The sequence below is a fragment of the Chryseobacterium sp. SIMBA_029 genome, assembly GCF_046535275.1.
Taxonomy (GTDB): Bacteria; Bacteroidota; Bacteroidia; order Flavobacteriales; family Weeksellaceae; genus Chryseobacterium.
The window spans coordinates 90443-115135 of sequence record NZ_JAWRXA010000011.1 but is presented as its reverse complement, the minus strand read 5'-3'; the positions used below and the strand labels follow the sequence as shown (position 1 = coordinate 115135).

The following is a 24693-nucleotide window of genomic DNA, read 5'->3' as shown; positions in this document are numbered from 1 at the left end:
TAAAATTTTTTTTTTATATTTTCACTGGCCAAACAAATCACAAAAATATGTCTTCAAACAGGGAGAAAAAATTAAACAAGTCTGACGTCAGAGTAGGCATTTGGAAGTTTATCTTGTCTTTTGCCGTTTTATCGGTAGTAACCTTTGTGTGTGTATTGTTCTTTTTTAAAAGCTATGATACCCAGCGGGAAGGAATCAGGAGAGAATCCGAAGCTTATAAAGATCTCATCGATCGGAGCGATGCTCTGAAGCAGCATGTGGATAATATCTATGAACGGATGAACCAACTTAGTACCGATAAGGTGGATAACGAAATTTTCCTCAGAACCAATATTATAGATAATTTAAGAGATGCTAATAACATTATGGGCAAAGACAGTTCCGGAAGTTTTAAGCATTATGCTGTTTTGATGAAGCAGATTGAAACGATGCTTACCCTGAAAAGTAATATAAGTAGTGTGGAATACAGGAAAAATATTGCCAAAAGGGATCTTAATGAATGCATGAACAAATCAAACGTTGTGAATAAGGAACTTAAGATTGATCCTACAAGAAAATTTACAGGAGGCCGAAGAAAATAAAAAACATATGCAGGGACACGTTACACTATCTAAAAAAGAAAAGCATTATCAGTTTTTTTATTTAATACTGATGCTTTTTGCCGCAATGATATTTTTAGGAATACTCTTTTTGAAAGGGTATGATTCACCGTTTTCCGATGAAGATGTACGGGGAATTCAAAATCTGGAGCAGAAATCAAAATTTGAACAGCATCAGAAGCTTGTTCTGCCTATTATGGATAGTACCTATTCCATGATCACCAGGATTACAGATGTGACTCCTGAGCCATTTGTAGAAGATAATATCGAACTTGGTATCAATGATCTGCAGAATTATTTTAATGCAAAAAATGATATTACTGATGTCCGAAAAGATGCTTATCCGCAGATTGCTAAATTCTATAAAATGTATTTTGATGACAAGAAGGTCATTTCTTCAACAACAGAAGATATTAAAAAGTTTGAAAAGCAGGTGGAAGATTGCAGGATTGGATTTAAAGATAAGCAAAACCGTCTTTTTCAGCGGGAAAATGTATTAAAATCAAGAACGCAGTAATCAAATCAGAATATAAGAAAACAAAACACATCACAATTATTAACTATGAATTATTTTCAAAAGAACAAAAAAAACATTATTATTGGTGTTATTGCAGCTCTGCTGATAGCGGCGCTTGTAGCATTGTGGCTTCAAAAAAAGGTGATCCATTCTGCTGATGATATTGTTGGGGTTGTTTACCCGTCTACGCTGTTAGTTGGAGATACGCTTTTATTTGAAGATAAAACCCAATTTGCAAAGACAAAAAGATGGAATTTCGGGGATGGCAGAATCTCTGATAAAAACAGCGGTATCCACTTTTATGACAAGCCTGGTTACTATCAGGTAAGCTTAATTGTTGATAACAAATACACAAAATCCTTCCCGGTAATGGTATCCGCAAGAGGACTTCCGAAGGCAAAAGATTCTGCAAAAATTACAACAACCATTGATGCTCAGACGCAGGCGATGCAGAATGAAAACGTACAGTTCCGTGCGATTTCCGATGCAACAAAGTTTTCATGGAAGTTCGGGGAAACTGGAAATACAGATTCCAAAGATAAAATGGCAATTTATTCTTATAAAAAGCCCGGAGATTATTTAGTGACATTATATACTGAAGAAAGTCAGGATCCTGTTTATCACCGCATCAAAATTCTTCCCGCTTACGATGCTTTGCAGGAAGAAGAAGTATCTGTAGAAGATTCTTATGCAAGAATTGATAATGATTTTAAATATCGTTTGCAGCAGATTGCTAACGGTAATAATTTCAATATGAATTATAATTATCTGTTAAGAACCTATCTCTGTAACAACGAAAATACAGTTGTAAAAGTGAACGATAGCAAAACAAACAACTTTTACATGTATTGCGCAGGACTTCAGTTTGACAAGAATACGGTCATCCAGACTGTAAAAGTGAATTTTGATGACAAACAAAACTGTGTCACCAAAGTTGATATAAACCAAAGCAAATAATATCATTCAGTACCTCTGGATGCACACCACTCATAAAAGAAAATAGGATGAAAAATAAATTTCCTCTAGCAGCATATTATATTGGCCTTTCAGTTTTACTGATGAGCTGTCAGGTAAAACTACCGTCGAAAAGAACACCTGAACCTGCACAGTACGGTCAAGTGGATAATTCACCTGTCGTAAATGGATATCCGAAAAAAGCCACTCCTTGGATTGTGGTTTCGGACCGCTCAAGAAATACAGCTTACCTTGATAAAAATGATGAGAAATCATACAAAGAAGTTAAGTTTCTGGAACCTTTAATGGTTTTAAAACATAGAGACGGAATGGTAAAAGTTGCCGAATATATTCCGGATGCCTTAATGAAAAAGGTTTCATCAAAATCTATTAAAACATACGGCTGGATTCCCGAATCAGATCTTCTTCTATGGAATAATTCTTTAAAAAGCGAAAAGACAGGATTTCCTGTAAGAGTAGCTGTCGTTCCGAGTAACAGTGAAGTGATCAAAAGCTCAGACCGGTATTACAAAAATGATTCTATCATGGTGTTTAATTCACCAAGTCTCATAGAAACGGCCAACGTTAAGATTCCGAACGGCCAGATGGTATACGTCTACAAACAGGCCGAAAACAACAAAAGATTTCTGGTAGGTAAGAAACCATCGATTGATATGGATAGCATCAGTACGAGTCTGTATGGCTGGGTGAGCTCCAATGTAGTCTCTGCCTGGGGCGAGCGTTCTGCCATAAAATTGAAAAATAACACAGGAGTTACAGAAACAGCATTAGGGATACATGAAGGATATCCGGGAGGAGCCGATGCAGAAAATAAAATAGCGATTCTCCTTACTGATGTTAATAAAAGAACACCGCTAGAAAATATTTATCCGGTAAATTTAGCTTTAAATGAAGCTCAGACACCGGATTCCAAAACAAAATATTTTACGAATATATTAGACTACAGCAATAATTATATATTCAATGTTTTAGGAGAGAAAATCAAGTTTGACCGCTATAGAGAGATCACCGAAAAAGATAAAGCGATTAATATTGTTTTCGCACTCGATGTAAGTGCACAAAATGCACCATATGCTCCTATTGTAAAGTCTTTATTGCAGGATCTTCAGCTTAGATTTGAAAAGCCTTCCTATTTTAATAATGTGAAATATGGAGTGGTATTGTATAAAAATAATTCATGTGGTAGTAATGTTTCCGTTTCTAATTTAAGTGCGGATTACAGTAAGATCACCAAATTTATAGACGAAAAAACCAATGAGATGAACTGTCCAAGCAACAATGGGTATCAGCCGGTAGGCGAGGCCCTTGCCGCAGCAGGAAATCTTCTTTCTAATGTTCCGGACGAAACAAATATCGTGATCACCGTAGGAACATCAGCCAATCAAAGCGGAAACATGTACAGTGTGATCAGTTCACTTACCCAGGCACAAGCCAGGTTAATCATGTTCCAGACCAGTGCAAGATCATCAGATACCTACAATGATTTTGTCTTGATGGCAGAAAATATTGTGACCAACACCGCTAAAAACATTGCTGAACTTAAGAAACAAAAGATCATCAACCAGAGTGATGTTCTTACAAAAAACAATTTCAGCCTGATAGAAGGAGATGCAGGATTCTTCTCATTAGATTATCCAAAGCAAAGTATGTCTCAGGGATTTGTAATATTCCCTAAAAAAGGGGATATCGCAACACCAGGATATCTGAAAAAATCTGTGGACAGCCTGATTGCTCAGGTGACTTTAGATAATCAGACCATTGATAAATCATTAAATGAATATTTCCATTCTTCAGTAGGAGCGGGAAGAACAGATGTAGATATGAAATACAAATATCTGTATCCGGGTCTTACCAACCCTGTTCCGGCAGGAATTGCTGCCCAATTGATTAACTATGGAAACCCATTCCTGGTAAAAGGATATATTCCAAAAGATTTGAAAGATTATAAACCGGGTATTGAAAAAGGAATCCTGATTTCTGAAGTGGAATACGATAATCTTAAAGCGTTCTATACTGAGATTTATCAAAAAACCGATGCTGAAAAAGTAAGCTTCAGCCAGTCAGCAGCGATTAAGGAATATGTAAGCATTTTGAAAAAATACAATCCTACGATCAAATTCCTGGATAAATCAGAATTATATGAGCTGCCAATGTCATATTCGGTAGGAATGAGTACCGGTTTTGATAATTCCGAAGAGGAAACCATGTCTAAATACAAGCTGAAAGGCTGGAAAAAGTCTAAAATTGTTAATAAAGAAACCGTAAGAACGTATTTCAAATATTACAAAGTGTTAGCAGACAGAATGCTTAATCATAGAAACGATCCAGCAGTGAAAATCCAGCAGAATGGACAGACATTCTATTGGCTGAATGAGTACTTTATGCCAACCATGATGCCTGTTGAAGAACCGGAATATACTAAACATTAATAACTTATAATAATAGAAAGCAGAAATTTATTTCTGCTTTTTTTATGTATTACAGGAAATTTTTTATCTTTGATACTACCCAAATCATGAAGTATGTCAAATCAATCCTCATCTCAGGACGGCAAATATTTTGTCGTTCAAAAAGGTAAGTCCCAATGTAATCAGGGCGACCAGTTTCCCATGCATAAAGTAACGGCACATCAGCAGCACTACTGGAATGATGCGGAAGGCAGTGCGGAATATCTTGCCGTAACAGAAGATGATCTGCAGTTTGATCCTCCGGGCCCTAGTTTCGGAAAATGTAAGCTTAAGCCAACGGCCGGCGGGTATCTGCCGTGTGCCTATGCTCCGGCAGGAAAGTGGCAGAAAACCTATGAAAAAGTAAAAGTCATGGGGAAAAGCTGTGTGACGGAAGCTTCCGAACTTCAATGTACAACAGGCGGGAAAATTACGATAAAGGATCACGGGCAGCGCGGACAAATGGGCAAGAAAAATGTGCAGAATGCCGACAGCAAAACGGTACAGCATATCAATCCTCTGGTAAAAATGGATGACTTTAAAGAATCTGTAGAGGAAAGTGAAATCGACGCTTATTAACGGCTAAAATTTTCTACGATGCCAACAAAACAAGGAGTTTCAAAAATATCAGGAAATTCTTCTCCCAAAGTAGGAGAGAAGGTAGTTTACAGCGTTACAGAATGGTATCCAGGTACCCCTGAGGACAAAAAAAATCCCGCAATGGTTACCTGGGAATTATTTAAAAAGCGTTCTAACGGAAGCTTTACTACCACCAATATCAAGAAAAAAGGCGACGGAACATTTACCTTTGGTGAAGTTTCTTATAAGCATACCTATCGTTTGGAAGCTTATCTTAATGAACCTGAAGGAGAAGGGTTAACCACGATAGATATTACTCCTCAGCCAACCGCTGTTCCGAAAATTAATAGAGTAGAACTGCTATATGTAGACGATACAAAAGGAACCGTTTTCAGCTACATGGAAAAACTCGTAGCCAAGGCTCAATGTATAAACCTTGCCGGTGAAAAACTGCTGTTTACCCTTTGGGAAGATGATGCCAAAGGGGAAGGACACAATGCCAGCAATCTTTTTGTTGATAAAAAAGAAGGGACAGTAGGTACAAATGGTGTGGCGAGTGTAGAATTTCTGCTGACAAAAGCTTTGGTACAAAAAGCGGCCAAAGGAGAAATGGATAAAGAACTTGAATTTTACGTCACCGTAGAATACTATACAGATAAAAAACATGCATCAGACAACGTAAACGTTCAAAATCCAGAATATAAACCTCCTGTACAGCCTAAAACTCCAGCATCACCATCTCCAGCCCCAGGAAAAACCCCTCCGAAAGCTAAAGACTCTCCTGCAGCACAAAAACAGCCTTCCAACAAAGAAAAAGGAATGGTAGATCAGGCAGTCGATTGGTTCAAGGAACTTTGGGATTGGGGAGAATCCACCGGAACGGTAAAACCTAAACAAACCCCAACTCCTCAAAAACCAGACGGAAAAGCAACTACTAAAGTAAACGACCAGGAGAATACAGTAGACTGTGGCGGGAAATACTGCATTAAAAAAGGTGATAAAAGCGAACTCATCAGAGAAGTCAATATCCGTCTTTCCGGTTTTGGAGGGAATGTTCCTACAGACGTATTTACGGACAGAACGGAAAAAATGATCAAACAATTCCAGAAAGATTATATGAAAGTCCCGGAAACAGGGAAAATCTGCGGAAATGTTCTGCGGGCTATTGATGATTTTTCTACAAAATTTGATATCAGCAGCACCTTTTGGGGACAGATTAAATGCTCTTGCGGCACAAAAGGAAAAGAAGCAACCAGTAAGCTAAGAGGAACGAAAGAAACTAATAACTGCAAAGGCTTTGGTGACGGTACTGGAAAAGGAACCTATAAATCGACTACGAAAACGGAAGCTTTCCATAAATATGAATATCCGGGATTGCACAGGTCGCTTTTATTTGGATTCAAAGCACTGCAGTATTATTTCAGCCTACAGAAAACCTACTCAATTGATTCCTTCAGCTCCGGATACCGATGCCGTTTTAAGAACTATACTACGACCAATCACCAGGGTAAAGCAATAGACATGCAGTTCAGCAAAGGAACCTGGGCGATAAGAGGTGCACAGGATAAAAACCTTAAAGAATTGAGAGATATGAGGGATAACATCTTCGTTAAATATCTTGGAGCTCAAAAAGAATGGCCCGATAAAGATAAATTCTCGATAGAGCCTATTGATCTGCTGTATGATAAAAACAAAAATCCGAGGTATGACCATACATTCAGCTGGATCCATATGGATGTAAGGGAATTCAGTACAGAATACCTAGACGATAAATATTTCTGCAAAAGTGCTACAGAACTTAATGGAAAAAGCATTGTACAACTCGCCAAAGAACTTGGACAAACAAAAGTATGCGAATGTTTAAGCGGATTCCAGGCACAAAAGCCGGTGGCGAATAAACCCGGAACCTGCTACTGTACAAAAGATCTTACAGAAGAAGTGCTTGTATCGATTGGAGTGGCTAAAGATAAAGCCAAAACGTATCTTGAAGCATTGAATAAAACCATGACGGATTATAAAATCAATACCTGTCTCAGAAAATCCCATTTCCTGGCCCAGCTGATCCACGAATCCGGAAACTTTAAATATACGGCTGAGCTAAATGTCGCAGATACTGCATATGGAGGCTATAAAGGGCGTGGGCTTATCCAGCTGACGGGTGCCGGCAATTACAAAAGATATGGAGATTATGAAAACCAGGATTTCACCTCATCATTAGACAATAAAAAGAAACTTGAAGCCCTGCCTTACAGTGTAAGATCAGCAGGATGGTACTGGACGGAACTTAAAAAAATCAATGAAAATGCAGATGTTAATGATTTAATTTACATCACAAGGATCATCAATGGTGGATTAAACGGCTATAACGACCGTCTGAAGTATTTCAAAAAAGCCTATGAAAACCTCTATGCGTCCTGTAAAGATAAAGATGATAAAAAAACAGATGATTTCATCTTTAAAGACAGCAAGGCTTATAATGATAAAAGAGGTTCCTTTGCCTGGGGATTGTGGCATGATCCTGATCTGGATAAATCAGGCTGTACCAAAGATAAAGCCAAGGCAATTGAAGGTTATACAAGATTTATAGCCCTTGCCGGCGATACATTTGATGAAACCAACTGGTATAATGTTCAAAAAATGAGCGGATTAAGCAGTATCCGATATTATGTCAAAAAGAAACAAGGAAATAAGATGGTGGATGTTGCCTATGTCAAAGTGCTAAAAGCCGCTGAGACAAGACTTAAAGCCTTACAGGGGAAATAAAATATCTTGTTAATAAATGTAAACGGTTAAAAACCAAATATCAGAATTCATGTATTATAAAACCCATTTTATATTCATTTTTGCTTTCCTGATCTGCTGTACGGAAAGGTCTAAGACAACACCTGTTTTAGCAGGAACTGCAGCGGGAAGCGAGACTGTAACCAACATGGTATCTTTAGGCGAAAAAACCAGTACAGGTCTCGTTGCCCTGCCTTTCGATTTTGAGAAATACACCACTTTATGCATCCAAAAAGGAGCTTCCGAATGTGCTGAAAGATATCCGCTTCTGAACGAAGAAAGTTCCAGAGAGCTGATGACTCAACTGTCTTCAAAGCTGGAAGGAACTCCCGAAAGGATTTTTCAGTTACATTCCCGTTTAAAAGATAATCTTAAAATCTATATTATTTGTTTCGAAGGAGATTCCAGTTCCGAAGAAATGGTTGTGATGAAAGAAAATCAGATCGTATCACAGGAATCAGTAGGCTATGCAATGCCGGAAAATAAGACCTATCAGTCGTTTTCCGTGAATGAAGACCTTTCCGTGGATATCTATGAGGTGAATTACAGTGATTTCAAAAAGAAAACCATCAGAAAATATAAAATACTTGCAGATGGCAGCATCTCCAAAATCTAAAAAAGATGAGCTGGACAACCCTTATTCGTCCGGCTTTTTTGAGTATATTTAAAATGAAAAATAAAGCGTTTATGAGTAGAAAAAATATTCTCAGTCTGGTAATTGTATCGGCAGTTTGCCTGATGTCATGCAAGAAAAATACAAACGCCCAGCCGGAAAAAAGCACAAACATTGCTGCTGTCCAGAATAATGCACCAAAAGATTCCGTAAATAATACTGCATCTTTTCAACAAAGTAAAACGGAAACACCGGTTGCCGAGAAGGAAATCGCACCTTCTAAAGCTGATGGTATACGTCAGGATATCAACAAGATAGAAGGCCGGTTTGTAGCGGAAAACTGCGAAAATGGAAGATTTTCCATTGTCATTGCTGAAGTTAGCCATAAACTGACTTTCAAAATCTATGATAAAGCCAAAATAATTCTTTCAGGAAAAGCAGAAACCTCCATCAATGATGACGGCAGTACCACCATCGGAATGGGAAAGATGGGCGGGATGTTTGCTGATGATAAAATTACTGTGCAGAACTACGGAAATTCTATGAATGAATATGAAAATTTCACACAATGTGAAGATAAATATTTAGAATTCACAAGAAAGTAGTTTACTATAGATTTTTATGCCAAATAAAAAGATTAATAGTGAAAATTAATCTAAATTAATTGCTTCCCAAACTAACACTGAACTATGATCATCCATTTCATCATTTCCGGAGAAACGCTGGAAAGCATTGCTGAAGAAATACATCTTGATAATCCCGAATATTTGAAAGAATACCACAATCGGTATTGTGCAAAAGAAGATTATATCTATGATCAATTAATTCCAAGGAAAAAACTGCTTATCCCCGAAATGGATAAGATCCAGGAATACAACAGCAGAAATGATGCGCCTTTCAAAAAAGTCGTGTTGAATCCCGAGCTTACTTTTGCTCCGGAACATAAGGAAAGGAAATACCGGGTTACCATCACAGAAACTCACGAAAAAGAAAAAGGCGACAGTAAAAGCAGTGATATTGCGTACAGTGTCACTTTGCAATGGGTGAAAAAAGATCTCGATACCCACACTTTTCATCTCTCCAAAGAAGATTTTTACACTGAAAATGAAAGCAAGATGTTCGGTCTGGCCATCGAATGCATTCAGTCCTTACATCCTTTTCAGATCACAACGGATTCAAAAGGTGAAATTCTTAACATCAGCCTTTTACCGGGAGTCATTAAAAATTTTGGAAAAGCTAAAGAAAGACTTACCGATCTTTTCCCCGACCCATATGCAGCGAGGTATATCGAGGATTTTGAATATGTCTTATCCAATCAAAAACTATTTGACGAACGGATGAAACAGGATACCTTCCTGAGGATTTATTTTTCGGGTTTAAGAAATGGCTTTAAAAATGGAAAATCCTACTTCCGGCAATCAATTTCTGATGAAAATGTCCCGGTAATCATCCAACAGACTATCGAAGATGAAGACTATACGGATGAGGTGGATCTTCTATTGAATTTGTCAAAATCAGAAACTCAGGATCCTGTAGAATATGACGGAACTTATACTGTAACTATAGAAGATGGAATGATAAAAACGGCCTGGATAAAATATTCTATTTCCCGGTTTGGGGTAAAATACACTACAAGAATTGCGGTTGATGAACTGTTTTAAGTTGTTTGTATTGAGTGTTTTATATTATCTATGAAAATCAATAGTCGTAGAACTACGACATCAAATCGTAGAATTACGACAAATTTTAAAATTTATATTCAAAAGTTTTTGAGAAAAAAAAACACGTTTTATATTTGCTATAGAAATCACCAAATAACAAAATAATAATAACGATTAAAATTTATTATCATGGCAGCAAATTCAAGAGGAATTTTAAAATTCAACGGAAACGAGGGACAAAAATTATTAAAGCTGAACTACAGCGTATCAAGATCTACTGACGTATCAGGACGTGTAGCATCAGATCCTTCTAACGCACTCATCAAGCTTACCATAGAAGCTACAGAAAAATCAGACATTCTCGAAAGTTTACTAAACGGAAAGTATAAACCTACTAAAGGTGAAATTACTTTCAACAAATCTCACGAAGAAGGAACATTAATCACTCTTAGCTGGGAGAACGGATATGTAATTCAGCACGAGGTGGAATTCGATGCTGTAGATGAAAACAGTATGCTGATCAGTTTTGTTGTAAGTGCAGAAAAAATTACCTATGGAACAGCCCCTTATGAAGGGATGTGGCCAAAGTAGTATGACACATCATCAACATTCATAAAAAAGACTGTCACCTAAAAAGACGGTCTTTTTTTACCATTAGGAAAAAATATATCTGTTTTTGATTCACTTTTTTATGCCAAAAAAGAGACTATGTCACATTTGAAAGACATACTTTACATTATTGGAAAAAAACTAATATCTTAGTATACATAAAATCTTATATGATTATAGATCATCATGTTGTTTAAGATATAGCAAAACAGAATTCTGAAAATACACCAACATCAGATATATTATTAATTTTTGAGAAAAATTTTAAAATGGGAGTACTAGTAACCAACGAGACCGTAAAACAATTATTTCACATTGCTCAGTCGATCGCTAAGGAAAATTATAATGCCGCGTATGGCGGTCCGCATATTCTGCAGGCTTTAATGCATAAAGATATCGGGCTTAATGAATTTCTGAAAAATATAGATAAAGATCCCGGATATTTCTACGAATGGGCCGATGTCCGCATTGAAGATTATCCTAAAACTACCCATCTTCCGGATGATATTAAAGAAGATGATGCGGTGGATGACATTATAGAAGAAGCCGATGATATCCGGTTAAAATTGGGGTTGGATGAGATTACTCCAATCTGTATCCTGACAGCTATTGTAAAACCGCAGGTTGCTTTCTCATTGCAGCAGCTGAAATCCCTGCCGCTCAGAGAACACGAGATATTTAATTTATATAGAAAAGATACTCCGTTCAATGCATCTGAAGATGGTGAATTTGCTTCACTCTTTTCAAATGGGTCTGATTTCTCGGATTCATCATTTCCATCGATTAAAAGCTATTGTGTAGACAGAACTGCGCAGGCCAGAAAAGGCGATCTGGAAAATATTATAGGACGTGACAAAGAACTCAGAATGCTCGTTGAAATCTTGTGTCGAAGAAGCAAACCGAATGTCATTATCATTGGCGAGCCCGGTGTTGGGAAAACAGCATTGGTAGAAGGCTTTGCTACTGAAATTATAAAAGGGAACGTGCCTGATATGCTTAAAAATGGCACCCTTTTAGAACTCGACACGGGCGCTTTACTTGCCGGAACTTCTTATAAAGGAGAAATTGAAGACCGTCTGAAAAAGGTCATCAACGAATGCAAAAAAATTGAAAAAGCCATTCTTTTTATAGATGAAATTCACACCCTGCTGGATCCAAAAGGAAGCATCGGAAACGTTGCCAATCTTTTAAAACCTGAATTGGCGAGAGGTGAAATCACCGTAATCGGTGCAACAACTCAGGAAGAATACAGAAAAATCATCGAACCAGAACAGGCTTTCAACAGACGTTTCGAAGTCTTAACCGTTCATGAGCCGGATGAAAAAACATGTGTTAAAATGATCGATGTTCTTTTAGACGGTTATAAAAAACACCATGGCATTGAAGTGGAAAAAACTGCGCTTCCGGAATGTGTGCGTTTAGCAAAAAGATATGCAAAAGGTAAAAAATTACCGGATGCGGCGATTGATTTATTAGACAGAACAATGGCAGCGATCAAAATGCTGGACGAACTCTCTGAAAAAGAACTCGAAAGCTGGAAAGAAATCTATGAAACCATTCTCAAAGAAGAATATTTAGATGAAAAAGACAAAGCCGACGAACTGATCTGGAATTATAATCTATTAAGAGATAAAATCAGTCCGATTTTATGGGGTTCACTGAGTGAGCAGCCACAGATCGACAATTCAATGCCGGTTGAGGAAATTCAGAAAATAATCGAAGAAACCTATGCAGAGCTTGTACAGCATGCCTCAAAAAAAAGAGAAAAAGTAGACCGTCTGGAACTGGCAGCAGTGATGGCCGCAAAAACCAATATCCCTATCGGTAAGATCCAGGCTCAGGAAAAAGAAAAGCTCCTGAATATGGAAACCCTTCTCCTGAATAGAGTAGTGGGCCAGGATCACGCTTTAAAAATCCTTTCCGATGCCATTGTTGAAAACCGGAGTGGTCTTAACAAACCCGGACAGCCTATCGGATCATTCTTTCTTCTGGGACCTACCGGTACCGGAAAAACAGAATTAGCCAAATCAATGGCAGAGCTTCTTTTCAATGATGAAAAAGCGATGGTACGATTTGATATGTCGGAATTTAAAGAAGAACATTCTGCTGCATTGTTATACGGAGCGCCTCCGGGATACGTAGGCTATGAAGAAGGGGGAATGCTGGTCAACAAAATAAGACAGCAGCCTTATACCGTAGTTTTATTTGATGAAATTGAAAAAGCACACCATTCTGTTTTTGATGTTTTCCTGCAGATCATGGATGAAGGAAAAGTACATGATAAACTTGGTAAAGAAGGAGATTTTAGCAATGCATTGATATTATTCACCTCCAATATCGGAAGTGAGGAAATTGTAAAACAGTTTGAAGAAGGAAAAGTACCCGTATCTTCTTCACTGATGCAGATTATGTCTAATTCAGGAAGATTCAGACCTGAATTTTTAGCCAGAATCACGGAAATTATTCCTTTTGCACCCATTACAGAATCCATTGCAGAAAGAATCTTTAATATCCAATTGAAATCACTTCACACTTCACTGACGAGATTGGGGATTGTCCTTAAAATCACTGATGAAGCGGTTAAAAACCTTGCATTGGGAGGATTCAGCAGTAAATATGGGGCAAGACAGATTTCGGGAGTTATCCGTGCACAGCTTGCGAGACCGATTTCCAAAATGATTGTGAGAGAAGAAGTAAAAGCCGGACAGACCATTTCGGTAGACTGGAATACAGAAGAAGAACAGCTAAGCTGGAAAGTAGATTAATATAAAAGTGAAAAGTGAATTGGCCACCCGGCGAATGTGCTTTCACTGTTAAATATAAACCAATGGAAATTAAAATTATTTTCAAAAATATCCTGACAGGATTATTGTTGATGGGAACTGTCACTTTTGCGAATGCCCAGTTTCTTGAAGCTTCGGATACCTCAGAAGGAAGTGTCCGGAAATACAAAAGTATCATTAATGCCAATAAAGATATCGTTGATTTTATAGAATACAGCCTTGTTCAAAAAGGGCTGCCGAGACATCTGAGAAATCTGGCTTTAATCGAATCTCATTTTAACAGAAACATCACTTCCGGAGCAGGAGCAGTAGGGGTTTGGCAGTTTATGACCGCACATGCCAATCAATATGGACTTTCAGAACAAAACCGTAATGATTTGTATAAAAGTACAAAAACAGCGGTAATTTCTCTGGCCAATCTCTATAAGAAATACAATAACTGGGTGACTGTAGTAGCCGCTTATAATTGCGGAGAAGGAAATATTGCCAAAGCTATGCAGGCCGCAGGTTCGTCTCAGTATCATGAATTTTACAAATACCTTCCTGCAGAAACGATAAATCATGTAAAAAAATACCTGAACGCCTGTTATGCTACAGGAGAACTGCCTAGTGTTCTGAGCAATTATAACAGTTCTCGTATGAATACCGTTTTCTTTACCGAAGGCGGAAACCGGAAAAATGATGAATCACTTTCTGAAACGGATATCAATGCAGGATTTAACCTCAATATCATTGCCGATGAACTTAAAGTAGATGTAGATAAAATACTGGCATGGAATCCCGGTATTGAGCAGGAGCTTGAGAAAAAAGGAGAAAGTACCTTCTACCTACCGATGGATTTGATGCCTGATTTTCTTTTAAGAAAAAATAAAATACTCTCCCGCTCGATAAAACAAGGGAGATAACACCACAAAAAACACCACACACCACACTAAGAGATTTTTTAACCTATCCAAACACAGAGAATATGAAAACAGAATCACAAAATATACCGAAAACCCCTTCGTTTCGTCCGGCACAAAATGCTGACGGCGTTTCAGAAAGCCATCATACCGGAATCAACCGTCTGGTGAAACTTTCTTTAGTAGTAGAAGGAAAAGTAATCAAATATTACAAGCATTTTAAACTCAAACAGAGCGCACAGCGTCACCATGAATTTACGCTTACACTGGCGCATGATGCCTTGGGAGACCGGCAGACCCACACCCTGGAAGAAGCCAATAAATTTCTGGGAAAACGCCTTACCGCGGTTATTTCCTATAAAGATGTTGAAAACAGTCCGGAGAGAAATTTTGTAGGTATCATCACCAAAGTAGGTTTCAGTCAGGAAAAAATGAGTCTTGGAAATATTGTGCTTTCCGGGTATAGCCCGACTATTCTACTGGATGGGGCACCACATGTTCAAAGTTTTGGAGGTACCCAGCCTGTCAATATGGGAATAATTGCAGAAGAAGTCATTAAACAAGGTATTGACAACAGTCGGTTTGATGTAAGAATTGATACCAATGACTATTCGCAGATCATCTACAGCAGCCAGTATGATGAGACCCATTACAATTATTTGGCAAGAATGGCAGAAGCTTATGGGGAACAGTTTTATTATGATGGTGAAGTACTTCACTTCGGCAAGCTTCCCCCACAGAACAAACCCATACGGCTGATTTATGGAAGTAATGCCAACGACATTAGAGTTGAACTGAAAGCAGTACATACCAAACCGCAGTTTTACGGCTACAATAGCAGTAAAAATGAAAAGCTGACTTCAGGAGCAACGCCGATTAGTCATGTAAGTGATCTTGCAAAAACGGCTTATGGGCATAATGATAAGATTTTTAAAACACCGGCATTACAGGTTGCACCAATCAAAGGAGCTACCCATCTCGATATAGAACATTCGCAGCGAAGTGTGGCAGGAAGTGCTGCCGTTAATGTGTTTTCAGTGGAAGGTTCTACTACCGTTCCTTTTCTGCATCCGGGATGTATTGTTGATATCCAGATGAGAAAACAGGATTCCAATGAAACGTCTTATTTTACTCGAATCATGGTAACGGAAACTACTCACGAAATCGATACAATAGGACATTATTCAGGAACATTTGAAGCTATTGCTGCTGATACCGGATTTCTTCCGAGACCTGATTTCACAATGCCTAAGGCCGAATCTCAGATGGCAACTGTAGTTTCCAATGCTGATCCGGAAGGACAGGGAAGAGTACAGGTGAGATTTGACTGGCAGACGAATGATATGACACATTATGTTCGTGTGATGAGCCCTGACGCCGGAGGTACCGATCAAATCACCCAAAACAGAGGGTATGTAGCAGTTCCTGAAGTAGGAGATCAGGTGATGGTGAATTTTGTACACAGTCATCCGGACAGACCTTTTGTTATGGGCGGAATGTTCCATGGTGGAGTAGGCCTGGGAGGCGGTGCAGACAACAGAGTGAAATCCATCCAAACCAGAAGCGGGCACCGAATTGTTTTTACGGAAGATGAAAGTATTATCATCACCGATAAATCCGGAAACGAGATCCACCTGGATACTACGGGAAGCAATATTAATATTACAGCTCCGGAGACGATCAATATCAATGCTAAAAATATCAATATTACGGCTGTCGAAAATATTACGTCCAACGCAGGAATGAATATTACAGAAGGTGCCGGAATGAACCATACCAGTGTAGCAGGAGGAATGATGACGCAGAATGCCGTATTAGATTACAGTCTGATGGCGGCCAACATTATGGAAGTAGCACAGGGTGAGAGAAAATCCAGGGCAAAAGAAATGAAAGAAAATGCCCAGACTAAAGAAGTAGCAGTACAGGGAAATAACAACTGGCATACTCAGGGAGAATTTAATAACAACAGCGGACAAAACTCTAAATCCCATTAATTATGGCTGGAGGAACAATTACAAGAATAGCTCTAGGCGGTTCTTCCACCCTGGTAGAAGGAGACTTTACCGGATTTTATAATAATCTGGGTATGAGCGCCGGAGACAACAATGCTTTTAAAGCAAAAGTGACCAATCATGGGAAACCTGAAAAAGCGCCTAAAGCCGGAAAGTTTTTTGTAAAAGGATGGTGGACGAATCATAAGGATGAACCTATAAAAAGAGCTATATATGGGCAGGTACTTCGTTTTCATATCGAAATGGATAAAGAATTTACCAAAGCAGGTGACATTGTCTATTTTGGAATGTATGACAGCGATATGCGCTCTTTTGGAAATGATGCCATTAAAGCAGATGATCCTATTGCTTTGGAACATAAAGATGGAAGCCATACTGCATACACCTATGAAAAAGTAAATAATGAACTTAAAGTTATTATTGAATTTTCTACCACTGATGCTCTGGAACAATGGACCCGGCAGCTGGATGAAGATATGGTATTTGAGCTGTATTTCAGATGTTCGTATGTGAACAGAGGAGAGACGGAGCATGTTGAAATGCCCTATAATTTTCACGATTATCTGAATTTGGGTGCCATTGTTATTGACCGTTACAAAATGCCTGGACTAAATCTTGAAGGCACTGATATTGCTGAAGACATGGCTTATGGAACAGGAAATCCATACAAAAAACCCATTTACAATAGCGACGATATTATTCAGTATAAAAAGGATTATGCCCTGTTTGGATTTAATAGCAATTTACATTCAGATTTTGCGAATAAAGAGCTTGTTGCCACTCAATTGGAAGAAGTAACCGTTACAGCTAAAAGGATAGAGCCAAAACCTCAGGCTAATTTGAATACTACTATAGCACAACCGAGAGATCATACGTATGTTGCGCCAGCCCCGTCTTTCACACTGGAAGAAATAAATGCACGCCTGCAAAAACAAAATGAAAAGAATACCAAAGCGGTTTACTCTCGTGAAGAAATAAAAAAACTGGGAACATTAATGAATCTTACAGCAAGTTCGGATAATGAAAGCGGAATGTGGTTTGATTTTAAAGCGATGTCACGAGGAATTCTTTCCAGAGGGAAATTAAATGATAATATTGGATTGATGATCAGTAAGATGCAGCGTAATGAAGGAGGGATCTTTGAAAATCCCGATTTAACGGCAGCACTCCTGGAAAATCCAGCTACACGGAATTATCTGATGAAAGTGGAAGATTATATTGCAGAACAGCTGAAATCCAAATTTTCCAAGCTTGAAGACGTAGAAGATAAAGAACCCTATTTTGCAGTGATGAAGAAAAAAGAGATTGTCTTCTTCAAAAATAGCAAAGGAAAAAGGGTAAAACAATTCAGAAGTCCTGCATATACATGGAGTGAAAACTGGAATGTTCTGCGTGGAGAGACCATTGCATTAAACGATATCTGGGCTGCAGAAGTGATACTGAAAGAAGTAAAAATGAACGGCGAAGATTATACGGCAAAATATGAGGTAACCTTGTGGGATCATTTTGGTCTTGACAGGCCTGATATGGAGAAGTTTTATTCCTATGGAGCAGGATTTAGAGCTTGGTTTGTCCTTCAACATATTTTTGGATATAAGCCCTTCCTTACCAGAATAAAATTTACCAAAGAACTCAAAAATAATTTAAATACCGGAGCTTCTGAAAGGCAAGCACAACGGGCCAAAGAGAAGAAAGAAGCTGAGGAGGCAGAAAAGATCCGTATGATGCAGGAGCTCATGAGTGGTCCAAAATTTTAAGATATGAAAAAAATTGTAGTGATCATGATACTGGCTCTATGGTCTGTTTCCTGTAGTGAAAAAAAAACAGAATTTGTACAGTCAGAAGTGTATAAAAATCTTTATTTGATTAAAAACATGCCTGAGGAAAGTGCTTTAGGCAAAAAATGTATTGAAGATTTTGTCACCAGGAATGCATTGAAAGAGGATGCTGAATTTTATAACTATTCAAATAATACAAAATATTTTTTAGATCATAAAGAAGACCCGGGAGGTTTTTCCAGTGAGGAGATCAGCAGATATCAGGATAAAGAAGGAATTGCTTCTTTAGGTTTTATAAAATGTGAAAAAGATTCCTTAAAAAAAGCTGGAATTGTAAGATATTATAATTGGAAATATGGTGACTTTTATAGGCCGGATACCATTATAAAATGTTCCCAATAATAGTGAATCAGAATAATAAAATGTAATACCAAATTGTATTAAATATGGCTGGCGGAACCATCACAAGAATAGCATTAGGAGGTTCTTCTACATTAGTGGAAGAGAACTTTACGGGTTTCTATGATACTTTAGCGATGAGTGCCGGAGAAAATAACGCATTCAAGGCCAGTACGACCAATCATGGAAAGCCCGATCAGCCCCCGGCTGGAAAATTTTTTGTAAAAGGTTGGTGGACGGACGCCAAAGATAAACCTATTAAAGAAGCGGTGATCGGTGATACCATTCGGTTTCATATTCAGACCCAGAACATCAAGGATGATGAAAAAGTAAACTTCACCGTTTACGAATGGGATAATCTGAAATGGATGAATGATAAACTGGAGCTTACCGATAAAGATACCGGAAAAGAATCCACTACCATAACGATAAAGGGCGGAAAAGGATATGTAGAATGGACGACGGGAGAAGCAAGCCGGGCATTGCTTAACGAATCTCTCGAGGGAAATGAATTAGAAATGTTTGTGGAATGCACCTACAAAGACGAGCAGCTGGATCTTCCGGTAAATACATGGGATTATCTTATTTTATATGAGAAAGAAGTGTTGATAACGGTAATCGTTGAACTTCCGCATTCACATTATACATTTGGCAAGGCTGCAAAAGCTGCTTGGGAAAAACAGTGGGATGAAGCACAAACAATGGCCGTAAATAGTTTGGGATTAGCTGGACATTCTGCAATGTCTATTGGAGAACGTTATTTTGATTATGGACCCGATAATAGACCAGGAACATATTCTGAAAAAGACTATGATGTAGATTTTAATAAAGATGGAGATAAAGATGATGACGTTTATTTAGCTAGTCCGTCATACATGGATTCTCCTGGTCGTCCTTGGTGGGGCGAAAATGTGGCGAAAAAATTAGGAATTAAACCAACTGATGTTAAATTAAATCAGGTTTTGGATTATATTAAATTAAAATGGCAATTAACAGGAATTTATGGAGAAGTACATACAATAGAATTTTATGTTAAAGAAAGTGAAGCTCATAAAATGATTATTTGGTGGGAGGAAAGATACAAACACTTAAAAGTATATAGTGTATTTCCTTGGACCGGGGAACAATGTACAACTGCTGTTAAAACAGCAATTCAGCAGGCTTTTCCTTTTAAGATAACTCAGCTTTTAGGAGGTAAAAATTGGATTCCTGATACAACGCAAGCTCCTGCGGGCTTATTAGAAGATTTAAAATCATTTGTAAGTACTTCTAAAAAGCATGCAAGTGCACTTGCTAAAAATAAAATTATAAAAGAAGAATCAAAAGATTTTAAAGGATAGAATATGAATATACGGATATTATTTTTGGTAACTTTTTTAATTGTTTCATGTAAAGAGAAAAAACAAAAAGATATGAGAATTTTTGAGAATACAAAAGAATTTATGGAAGTGCAGAATTCATCAGAAGTAACGTTTGAACAAGCGAAAATGTTATTTCTCAAATATCATAATGAAAATGAATTTAAAGAATTAGATATACTTTTTTACTATTTTGAGAATGGGTACTATTATTTTGGGTACAAAACAGATCCTACACATGATAAACAAAACAGGTCGTGGTATTTCTTAGAAGCAAAAGTGAATGCAAAAACAGGAGAAATCGTTAAGGAAGATAAACAAATTGAATGGACAGAAATAGAAAATGAAAAATAGGAAAATTTATTATTAAGAGAATAAGATTTCTGCTGGTTTTCTCACATTTTAATTAATAAAAAGTTGCTGAAACCTATTGGGTAGTTTTCATAAAAAACTTTACCGTTAAGGAAGATCCACGTCATAAAAATCATTTTATCGGGTGACATACTAGGGATAAAAATTTTTATTAAATTGGATTTGCAGGTAAAAATGATAAAAAAGATATGAAAACTGCTCATTTATATTTTTTAGCTAAAATAAATTCCGAAACAGATGAGATTACTATTATACAATAAAAAGAAGAATATTGATAATAAAGATAATAACTGCAAATAATCTTATAAAATTATGCATCATTGTGGCATATTTATTTTTAATAGGTTGTAAAGGTAAGAAGCAAGAATTTCTAGACAATCATAAAGTAATTCTTTATCATACTAAAGAGGCGGAAAATTTTATTAATACGGCAAAAATCAAACCTAAGGAAGCAAAAATAATACAGGCAAATTTTGCAATAAAAAATAATGAGAAACCGGAAATGTATAATTTTTTTATAATTGATGGTAATTATATTTTCACCTCGTATTTTCAACCTAAAATTCCAGAAGCATCAACCAATGGTATATGGGTTAATGCTACAACAGGAAGTGCAAGAAGGGTAAATCCTGAAATATCGCTAAAAGCCTATAAGCCCTATCTTGAAAATGGTGAATTTTATCCATTTTAGATGATAAGAAATCTAAAGTAGTAGAATTACTACACGAAATAGTAGAACTACTACAAAAACTGAGAATTGTACCCTGAAACTTTTACAGGACAGTTAAGGCGTCTATATTTGCTAAACAATAAATCACTAAACTACAAATAGTAACGATTAAAATTTACAATTATGGCAGCAAATTCAAGAGGAATCTTAAAATTCAATGGCGGTGAAGGACAGAAATTATTAAAGCTGAACTACAGCGTTTCAAGATCTACTGACGTATCAGGAAGAGTAGCATCAGACCCTTCCAATGCAATCATTAAACTTACCGTAGAAGCTACTGAGAAATCAGATATTCTGGAAAGTTTATTAAATGGAAAATATAAGCCTACAAAAGGAGAAGTAACATTTAATAAATCTCACGAAGAAGGAACATTGATTACTTTGAACTGGGAAAACGGATATGTTATTCAACACGAAGTAGATTTTGATGCGATCGACAGCAACAATATGCTGATCAGTTTTATCATAAGCGCTGAAAAGATCAATTATGGTACTGCTCCTTATGAAGGATTGTGGCCTACAGCGTAATGACTATGTAATCCCTTAGTAAAATAAATGAAATAGTGCGTCCGTTAAGATGCACTATTTTTTTGTGAACATATTTCAGAAAAATAAGAAGTTGAAATTTTTTGAATACATGTTTCGAAAATTATACAATCCAAAATAAAAAAAGCTGAAATATCTTAGTATTTCTCAGTCTGGTGTAAAAACGGAGTATTTTAAATGTGTATTAATTATGATTAAGATGTTGGTTTTTAATTAATTGTGTGTGTTTTTTATGTCTATAGTCGTAGAATTACTACAACAAATCGTAGAACTACTACAAAAACTCAGAATTGTGTGATAAAATTTTTACAGGACAAATAAGGGGTCTATATTTGCTAAAGAATCAATCACCAAATCACAAAATATTAACGATTAAAATTTACCATTATGGCAGCAAATTCAAGAGGAATCTTAAAATTCAATGGCGGAGAAGGACAGAAATTATTAAAGCTGAACTACAGCGTTTCAAGATCTACTGATGTATCAGGCAGAGTAGCATCCGATCCTTCCAATGCAATCATTAAACTTACCGTAGAAGCGACTGAAAAATCAGATATCCTGGAAAGCTTACTGAATGGAAAATACAAACCTACAAAAGGAGAAGTAACATTCAATAAATCTCACGAAGAAGGTACATTGATTACTTTAGACTGGGAAAACGGATATGTTATTCAGCATGAAGTAGACTTTGATGCAATCGACAGCAATAATATGCTGATCAGCTTTATCATAAGCGCAGAAAAAATTACCTATGGAACAGCCCCTTATGAAGGGATGTGGCCGGGGGTATAAATATCGAAGTCATCATCTTAGTAAAAATAAATTGGTACAGAATAGTATACCCACCGGTACACTATTCTGTTTTTTTTTTGATTAAAATTGCCCATTGATTAGTTATTGAATTCTTCTGTTTGATGATGCAAGATCAGCTCAAATATAATAACTTCATCCGAACCCATTTTTGTAGTTTTATAAAATAATTAACCGCAATGATGAAAATACCTTTAAGAGATACAATTTCAACAGTCTTAGCTACTACTTTTTTATTCATGGCTGCAGGCCATATTGATGCCCAAAAGAGAAGCACTGAACCTGAATATCTTTTTCATGGACCCGTAAAGACAATTATCATTACCAAAACCGATTATAGCGACCCTAAAAAAGAACTGAAAACTGTTTTTGAATATAATAAAAACGGAAGGAAAATAAAGGAAATTTCTCCCTATCAATCCAGTACAGAATATTATTATTCCAATGAAAAGAATACGGAACCTATTCTTCATAAATGGTACCGTACTGATGCTTCCAACGAACAGAAAATAAGTGTAGAAGAAAGAAATACGGCAGATAAAATTCTATTGAAAGGCGATATTGAAGCCGGAAAATGGGACTATTATTATATTTACGATTACGATAAAAACCTTGATGCAATAAGATGGTTTTCAGACGGTGAAATATACAACCGCGAAACACTGGAACCTATAAATCTTGAAAAATATACAATTCCCGGAGGATTTGTTCCATTTGAATGGGATAAAACCTTATCTACCGGGAAGATCAGTAAGAAAACAACATTCTCGGATAATGATTACAGCCATACCATTTCTTTTGAATATGTTCAGAAAGGCAAACCGGATAATAAAATCATCTTTTATTATAATGGTGATGATGTTAATGATCCTGGAAAAGGCAGCTGGCATCAATATCAGGGTGACAGACTACTGGAAGAACGTTATGTGTATAATCAATCAGAGCTTTCGGATTTTGGACATCGGTATATGTATGATTCAGAGGGAAAACGTACCGCTGATTATTATGGATATTTCAGCAAAATGCCCGATGTTTTTATGCAGCGCACCCTTTACAAATATAATGATAAGGGCGACTGCATCAAGGAAATAAAAGATGCGGAAAATGCAAAAACATACACCATCAAAAAAAGTTATACGTATGATGACCAAGGTAATTGGATAAGTCAGAAAGAACTATATGAAGATGGTTCTGGCGGGTTGATCAAACGAATTTTTACCTATTATCAGCCTAACGATACTCCGTTAAAAAATACCCTTTCTCTGGCTGAATATAACGAGTATGTAGAACAGTTGAGGAGTTACAAACCTACTGCAGAAGCACTTTACAAAAATTATTTTGCGGCAAAAAAACAAAAAGAAGATCAGCCTGGAAAGGTAGTAGAATATCAGAAGCTGCGTTCGGCAAAGTGGCAGGATTTTCTTCCCGAAGGACAAAAACTCGATAGTGTTGTCACTGGCGATCTCAACAAAGACGGACTCGAAGATGCAGTCATTGTATACGAAGCTGAAAAACTGCTCAAACATGAAAGAAATGAAAAACGCATTTTGAGAATTCTATTAAAACAGCAAGACGGTAAGTATGAACTGGCTGCAGAAAGCAGTGGTGCCGTAGCCGGAGAAAATATGAACAACGTTTTTTTTACGGGAATAGAAATTGTAAAAGGGATATTAATCGTCAGCCATGATTTTCTTAGAGGAGGAAGTACCCATAAATACAGATATCAAAACGGAGGATTTTATCTTATCGGCGCGGAGTCACATACAGGAAATGCTGCTGAATATTCATCAGTTGATTATAACCTCAGTACCGGAAAATACGTTTCAGTATATGAAAATGAGGATCAGCTCCCCGAACTTCCAAAATCTTATAAAAAAGAAGGCGTAAAAAAAATATCTCCACTACCGAATATAGAAACATTTGAATTGTTTTCTTTAGAGGTTGAAGGAGGAGTTCTTTAAAAGAATATCTTTAAGTAATAACTCGCAGATAATGCAAATTTTGCAGATCTGAGATAATAAAAAAATAAACTTTGGTAAGAATATACCATTTTACACCAGACTGTAGGATCTGCATATTTCTGCTGTCATTCAGAATGTAACGAAGTGAAGTGAAGAATCTAATCTATTAAAAAGATTCCTCCTCCGTCGGAATGATTATAGAGGTGAAATTGTATATAACAACCTAAAGTTTTATAGAGCATGGTAATGAGGAAGGTCTAT

Annotated in this window: 21 protein-coding genes; all 21 read left to right on the top strand. The window is 37.0% G+C overall.

Features of this window, described 5'->3' with window-relative positions; genetic code table 11:
* Positions 1-47: 47 nt before the first annotated feature.
* The 21 genes from tssO (at position 48) to SB679_RS19070 (ending at position 24432) form a co-directional block, all read left to right on the top strand.
* Positions 48-581, top strand: coding sequence for a type VI secretion system TssO (tssO, locus tag SB679_RS19170; protein WP_410703939.1), 534 nt, complete (start codon positions 48-50; stop codon positions 579-581).
* 7 nt (positions 582-588) lie between these two features.
* Positions 589-1116, top strand: coding sequence for a type VI secretion system transmembrane protein TssO (locus tag SB679_RS19165; protein ID WP_410703938.1), 528 nt, complete (start codon positions 589-591; stop codon positions 1114-1116).
* 45 nt (positions 1117-1161) lie between these two features.
* Positions 1162-2073, top strand: a complete 912-nt coding sequence (locus SB679_RS19160; protein WP_410703937.1) for a PKD domain-containing protein — start codon at positions 1162-1164, stop codon at positions 2071-2073.
* Positions 2074-2120: 47 nt separating this feature from the next.
* Complete coding sequence (gene tssR / locus SB679_RS19155; protein ID WP_410703936.1) at positions 2121-4520, top strand: type VI secretion system protein TssR domain-containing protein; 2400 nt, start codon at positions 2121-2123, stop codon at positions 4518-4520.
* A 93-nt stretch (positions 4521-4613) separates the two neighbouring features.
* On the top strand, positions 4614-5117 hold the full coding sequence (locus tag SB679_RS19150) for a DUF4280 domain-containing protein (protein ID WP_410703935.1): 504 nt from the start codon (positions 4614-4616) through the stop codon (positions 5115-5117).
* A gap of 18 nt (positions 5118-5135) precedes the next feature.
* On the top strand, positions 5136-7880 hold the full coding sequence (locus tag SB679_RS19145) for a hypothetical protein (RefSeq protein WP_410703934.1): 2745 nt from the start codon (positions 5136-5138) through the stop codon (positions 7878-7880).
* Positions 7881-7929: 49 nt separating this feature from the next.
* Complete coding sequence (locus SB679_RS19140) at positions 7930-8514, top strand: hypothetical protein (RefSeq protein ID WP_410703933.1); 585 nt, start codon at positions 7930-7932, stop codon at positions 8512-8514.
* A gap of 71 nt (positions 8515-8585) precedes the next feature.
* Positions 8586-9116 (top strand): hypothetical protein, encoded by a 531-nt coding sequence (locus tag SB679_RS19135; protein ID WP_410703931.1) that lies wholly within the window; start codon positions 8586-8588, stop codon positions 9114-9116.
* An 84-nt stretch (positions 9117-9200) separates the two neighbouring features.
* Positions 9201-10172: a hypothetical protein gene (locus SB679_RS19130; RefSeq protein WP_410703929.1), complete on the top strand. Its 972-nt coding sequence runs from the start codon at positions 9201-9203 to the stop codon at positions 10170-10172.
* A gap of 189 nt (positions 10173-10361) precedes the next feature.
* The gene (tssD, locus tag SB679_RS19125; protein WP_410703927.1) at positions 10362-10763 is read left to right on the top strand and encodes a type VI secretion system tube protein TssD; all 402 of its coding nucleotides are present in this window, start codon (positions 10362-10364) and stop codon (positions 10761-10763) included.
* 287 nt (positions 10764-11050) lie between these two features.
* Positions 11051-13546, top strand: coding sequence for an ATP-dependent Clp protease ATP-binding subunit (locus SB679_RS19120; RefSeq protein ID WP_410703926.1), 2496 nt, complete (start codon positions 11051-11053; stop codon positions 13544-13546).
* A 62-nt stretch (positions 13547-13608) separates the two neighbouring features.
* The gene (locus SB679_RS19115) at positions 13609-14469 is read left to right on the top strand and encodes a lytic transglycosylase domain-containing protein (RefSeq protein WP_410703924.1); all 861 of its coding nucleotides are present in this window, start codon (positions 13609-13611) and stop codon (positions 14467-14469) included.
* Between the two features lie 62 nt (positions 14470-14531).
* Complete coding sequence (locus tag SB679_RS19110; protein ID WP_410703922.1) at positions 14532-16460, top strand: type VI secretion system Vgr family protein; 1929 nt, start codon at positions 14532-14534, stop codon at positions 16458-16460.
* 2 nt (positions 16461-16462) lie between these two features.
* On the top strand, positions 16463-18235 hold the full coding sequence (locus tag SB679_RS19105; protein ID WP_410703920.1) for a DUF3289 family protein: 1773 nt from the start codon (positions 16463-16465) through the stop codon (positions 18233-18235).
* 3 nt (positions 18236-18238) lie between these two features.
* Positions 18239-18658, top strand: a complete 420-nt coding sequence (locus tag SB679_RS19100) for a hypothetical protein (protein WP_410703919.1) — start codon at positions 18239-18241, stop codon at positions 18656-18658.
* A 44-nt stretch (positions 18659-18702) separates the two neighbouring features.
* A complete protein-coding gene (locus SB679_RS19095; protein ID WP_410703917.1) occupies positions 18703-19995 on the top strand; it encodes a hypothetical protein in 1293 nt (430 codons plus the stop codon).
* A 72-nt stretch (positions 19996-20067) separates the two neighbouring features.
* On the top strand, positions 20068-20367 hold the full coding sequence (locus SB679_RS19090) for a hypothetical protein (protein ID WP_410703915.1): 300 nt from the start codon (positions 20068-20070) through the stop codon (positions 20365-20367).
* Positions 20368-20707: 340 nt separating this feature from the next.
* Positions 20708-21076 (top strand): hypothetical protein, encoded by a 369-nt coding sequence (locus tag SB679_RS19085; RefSeq protein ID WP_410703913.1) that lies wholly within the window; start codon positions 20708-20710, stop codon positions 21074-21076.
* 162 nt (positions 21077-21238) lie between these two features.
* A complete protein-coding gene (gene tssD / locus SB679_RS19080; protein WP_410703911.1) occupies positions 21239-21643 on the top strand; it encodes a type VI secretion system tube protein TssD in 405 nt (134 codons plus the stop codon).
* A 405-nt stretch (positions 21644-22048) separates the two neighbouring features.
* Positions 22049-22453 (top strand): type VI secretion system tube protein TssD, encoded by a 405-nt coding sequence (gene tssD, locus SB679_RS19075; RefSeq protein ID WP_410703909.1) that lies wholly within the window; start codon positions 22049-22051, stop codon positions 22451-22453.
* Between the two features lie 197 nt (positions 22454-22650).
* Positions 22651-24432, top strand: a complete 1782-nt coding sequence (locus tag SB679_RS19070) for a hypothetical protein (protein ID WP_410703907.1) — start codon at positions 22651-22653, stop codon at positions 24430-24432.
* Positions 24433-24693: the final 261 nt, after the last annotated feature.

Coding starts and splice junctions, on each gene's coding strand:
- tssO (WP_410703939.1), top strand. CDS start 48: ATGTCTTCAAACAGGGAGAAAAAATTAAACAAGTCTGACGTCAGAGTA.
- SB679_RS19165 (WP_410703938.1), top strand. CDS start 589: ATGCAGGGACACGTTACACTATCTAAAAAAGAAAAGCATTATCAGTTT.
- SB679_RS19160 (WP_410703937.1), top strand. CDS start 1,162: ATGAATTATTTTCAAAAGAACAAAAAAAACATTATTATTGGTGTTATT.
- tssR (WP_410703936.1), top strand. CDS start 2,121: ATGAAAAATAAATTTCCTCTAGCAGCATATTATATTGGCCTTTCAGTT.
- SB679_RS19150 (WP_410703935.1), top strand. CDS start 4,614: ATGTCAAATCAATCCTCATCTCAGGACGGCAAATATTTTGTCGTTCAA.
- SB679_RS19145 (WP_410703934.1), top strand. CDS start 5,136: ATGCCAACAAAACAAGGAGTTTCAAAAATATCAGGAAATTCTTCTCCC.
- SB679_RS19140 (WP_410703933.1), top strand. CDS start 7,930: ATGTATTATAAAACCCATTTTATATTCATTTTTGCTTTCCTGATCTGC.
- SB679_RS19135 (WP_410703931.1), top strand. CDS start 8,586: ATGAGTAGAAAAAATATTCTCAGTCTGGTAATTGTATCGGCAGTTTGC.
- SB679_RS19130 (WP_410703929.1), top strand. CDS start 9,201: ATGATCATCCATTTCATCATTTCCGGAGAAACGCTGGAAAGCATTGCT.
- tssD (WP_410703927.1), top strand. CDS start 10,362: ATGGCAGCAAATTCAAGAGGAATTTTAAAATTCAACGGAAACGAGGGA.
- SB679_RS19120 (WP_410703926.1), top strand. CDS start 11,051: ATGGGAGTACTAGTAACCAACGAGACCGTAAAACAATTATTTCACATT.
- SB679_RS19115 (WP_410703924.1), top strand. CDS start 13,609: ATGGAAATTAAAATTATTTTCAAAAATATCCTGACAGGATTATTGTTG.
- SB679_RS19110 (WP_410703922.1), top strand. CDS start 14,532: ATGAAAACAGAATCACAAAATATACCGAAAACCCCTTCGTTTCGTCCG.
- SB679_RS19105 (WP_410703920.1), top strand. CDS start 16,463: ATGGCTGGAGGAACAATTACAAGAATAGCTCTAGGCGGTTCTTCCACC.
- SB679_RS19100 (WP_410703919.1), top strand. CDS start 18,239: ATGAAAAAAATTGTAGTGATCATGATACTGGCTCTATGGTCTGTTTCC.
- SB679_RS19095 (WP_410703917.1), top strand. CDS start 18,703: ATGGCTGGCGGAACCATCACAAGAATAGCATTAGGAGGTTCTTCTACA.
- SB679_RS19090 (WP_410703915.1), top strand. CDS start 20,068: ATGAGAATTTTTGAGAATACAAAAGAATTTATGGAAGTGCAGAATTCA.
- tssD (WP_410703911.1), top strand. CDS start 21,239: ATGGCAGCAAATTCAAGAGGAATCTTAAAATTCAATGGCGGTGAAGGA.
- tssD (WP_410703909.1), top strand. CDS start 22,049: ATGGCAGCAAATTCAAGAGGAATCTTAAAATTCAATGGCGGAGAAGGA.
- SB679_RS19070 (WP_410703907.1), top strand. CDS start 22,651: ATGATGAAAATACCTTTAAGAGATACAATTTCAACAGTCTTAGCTACT.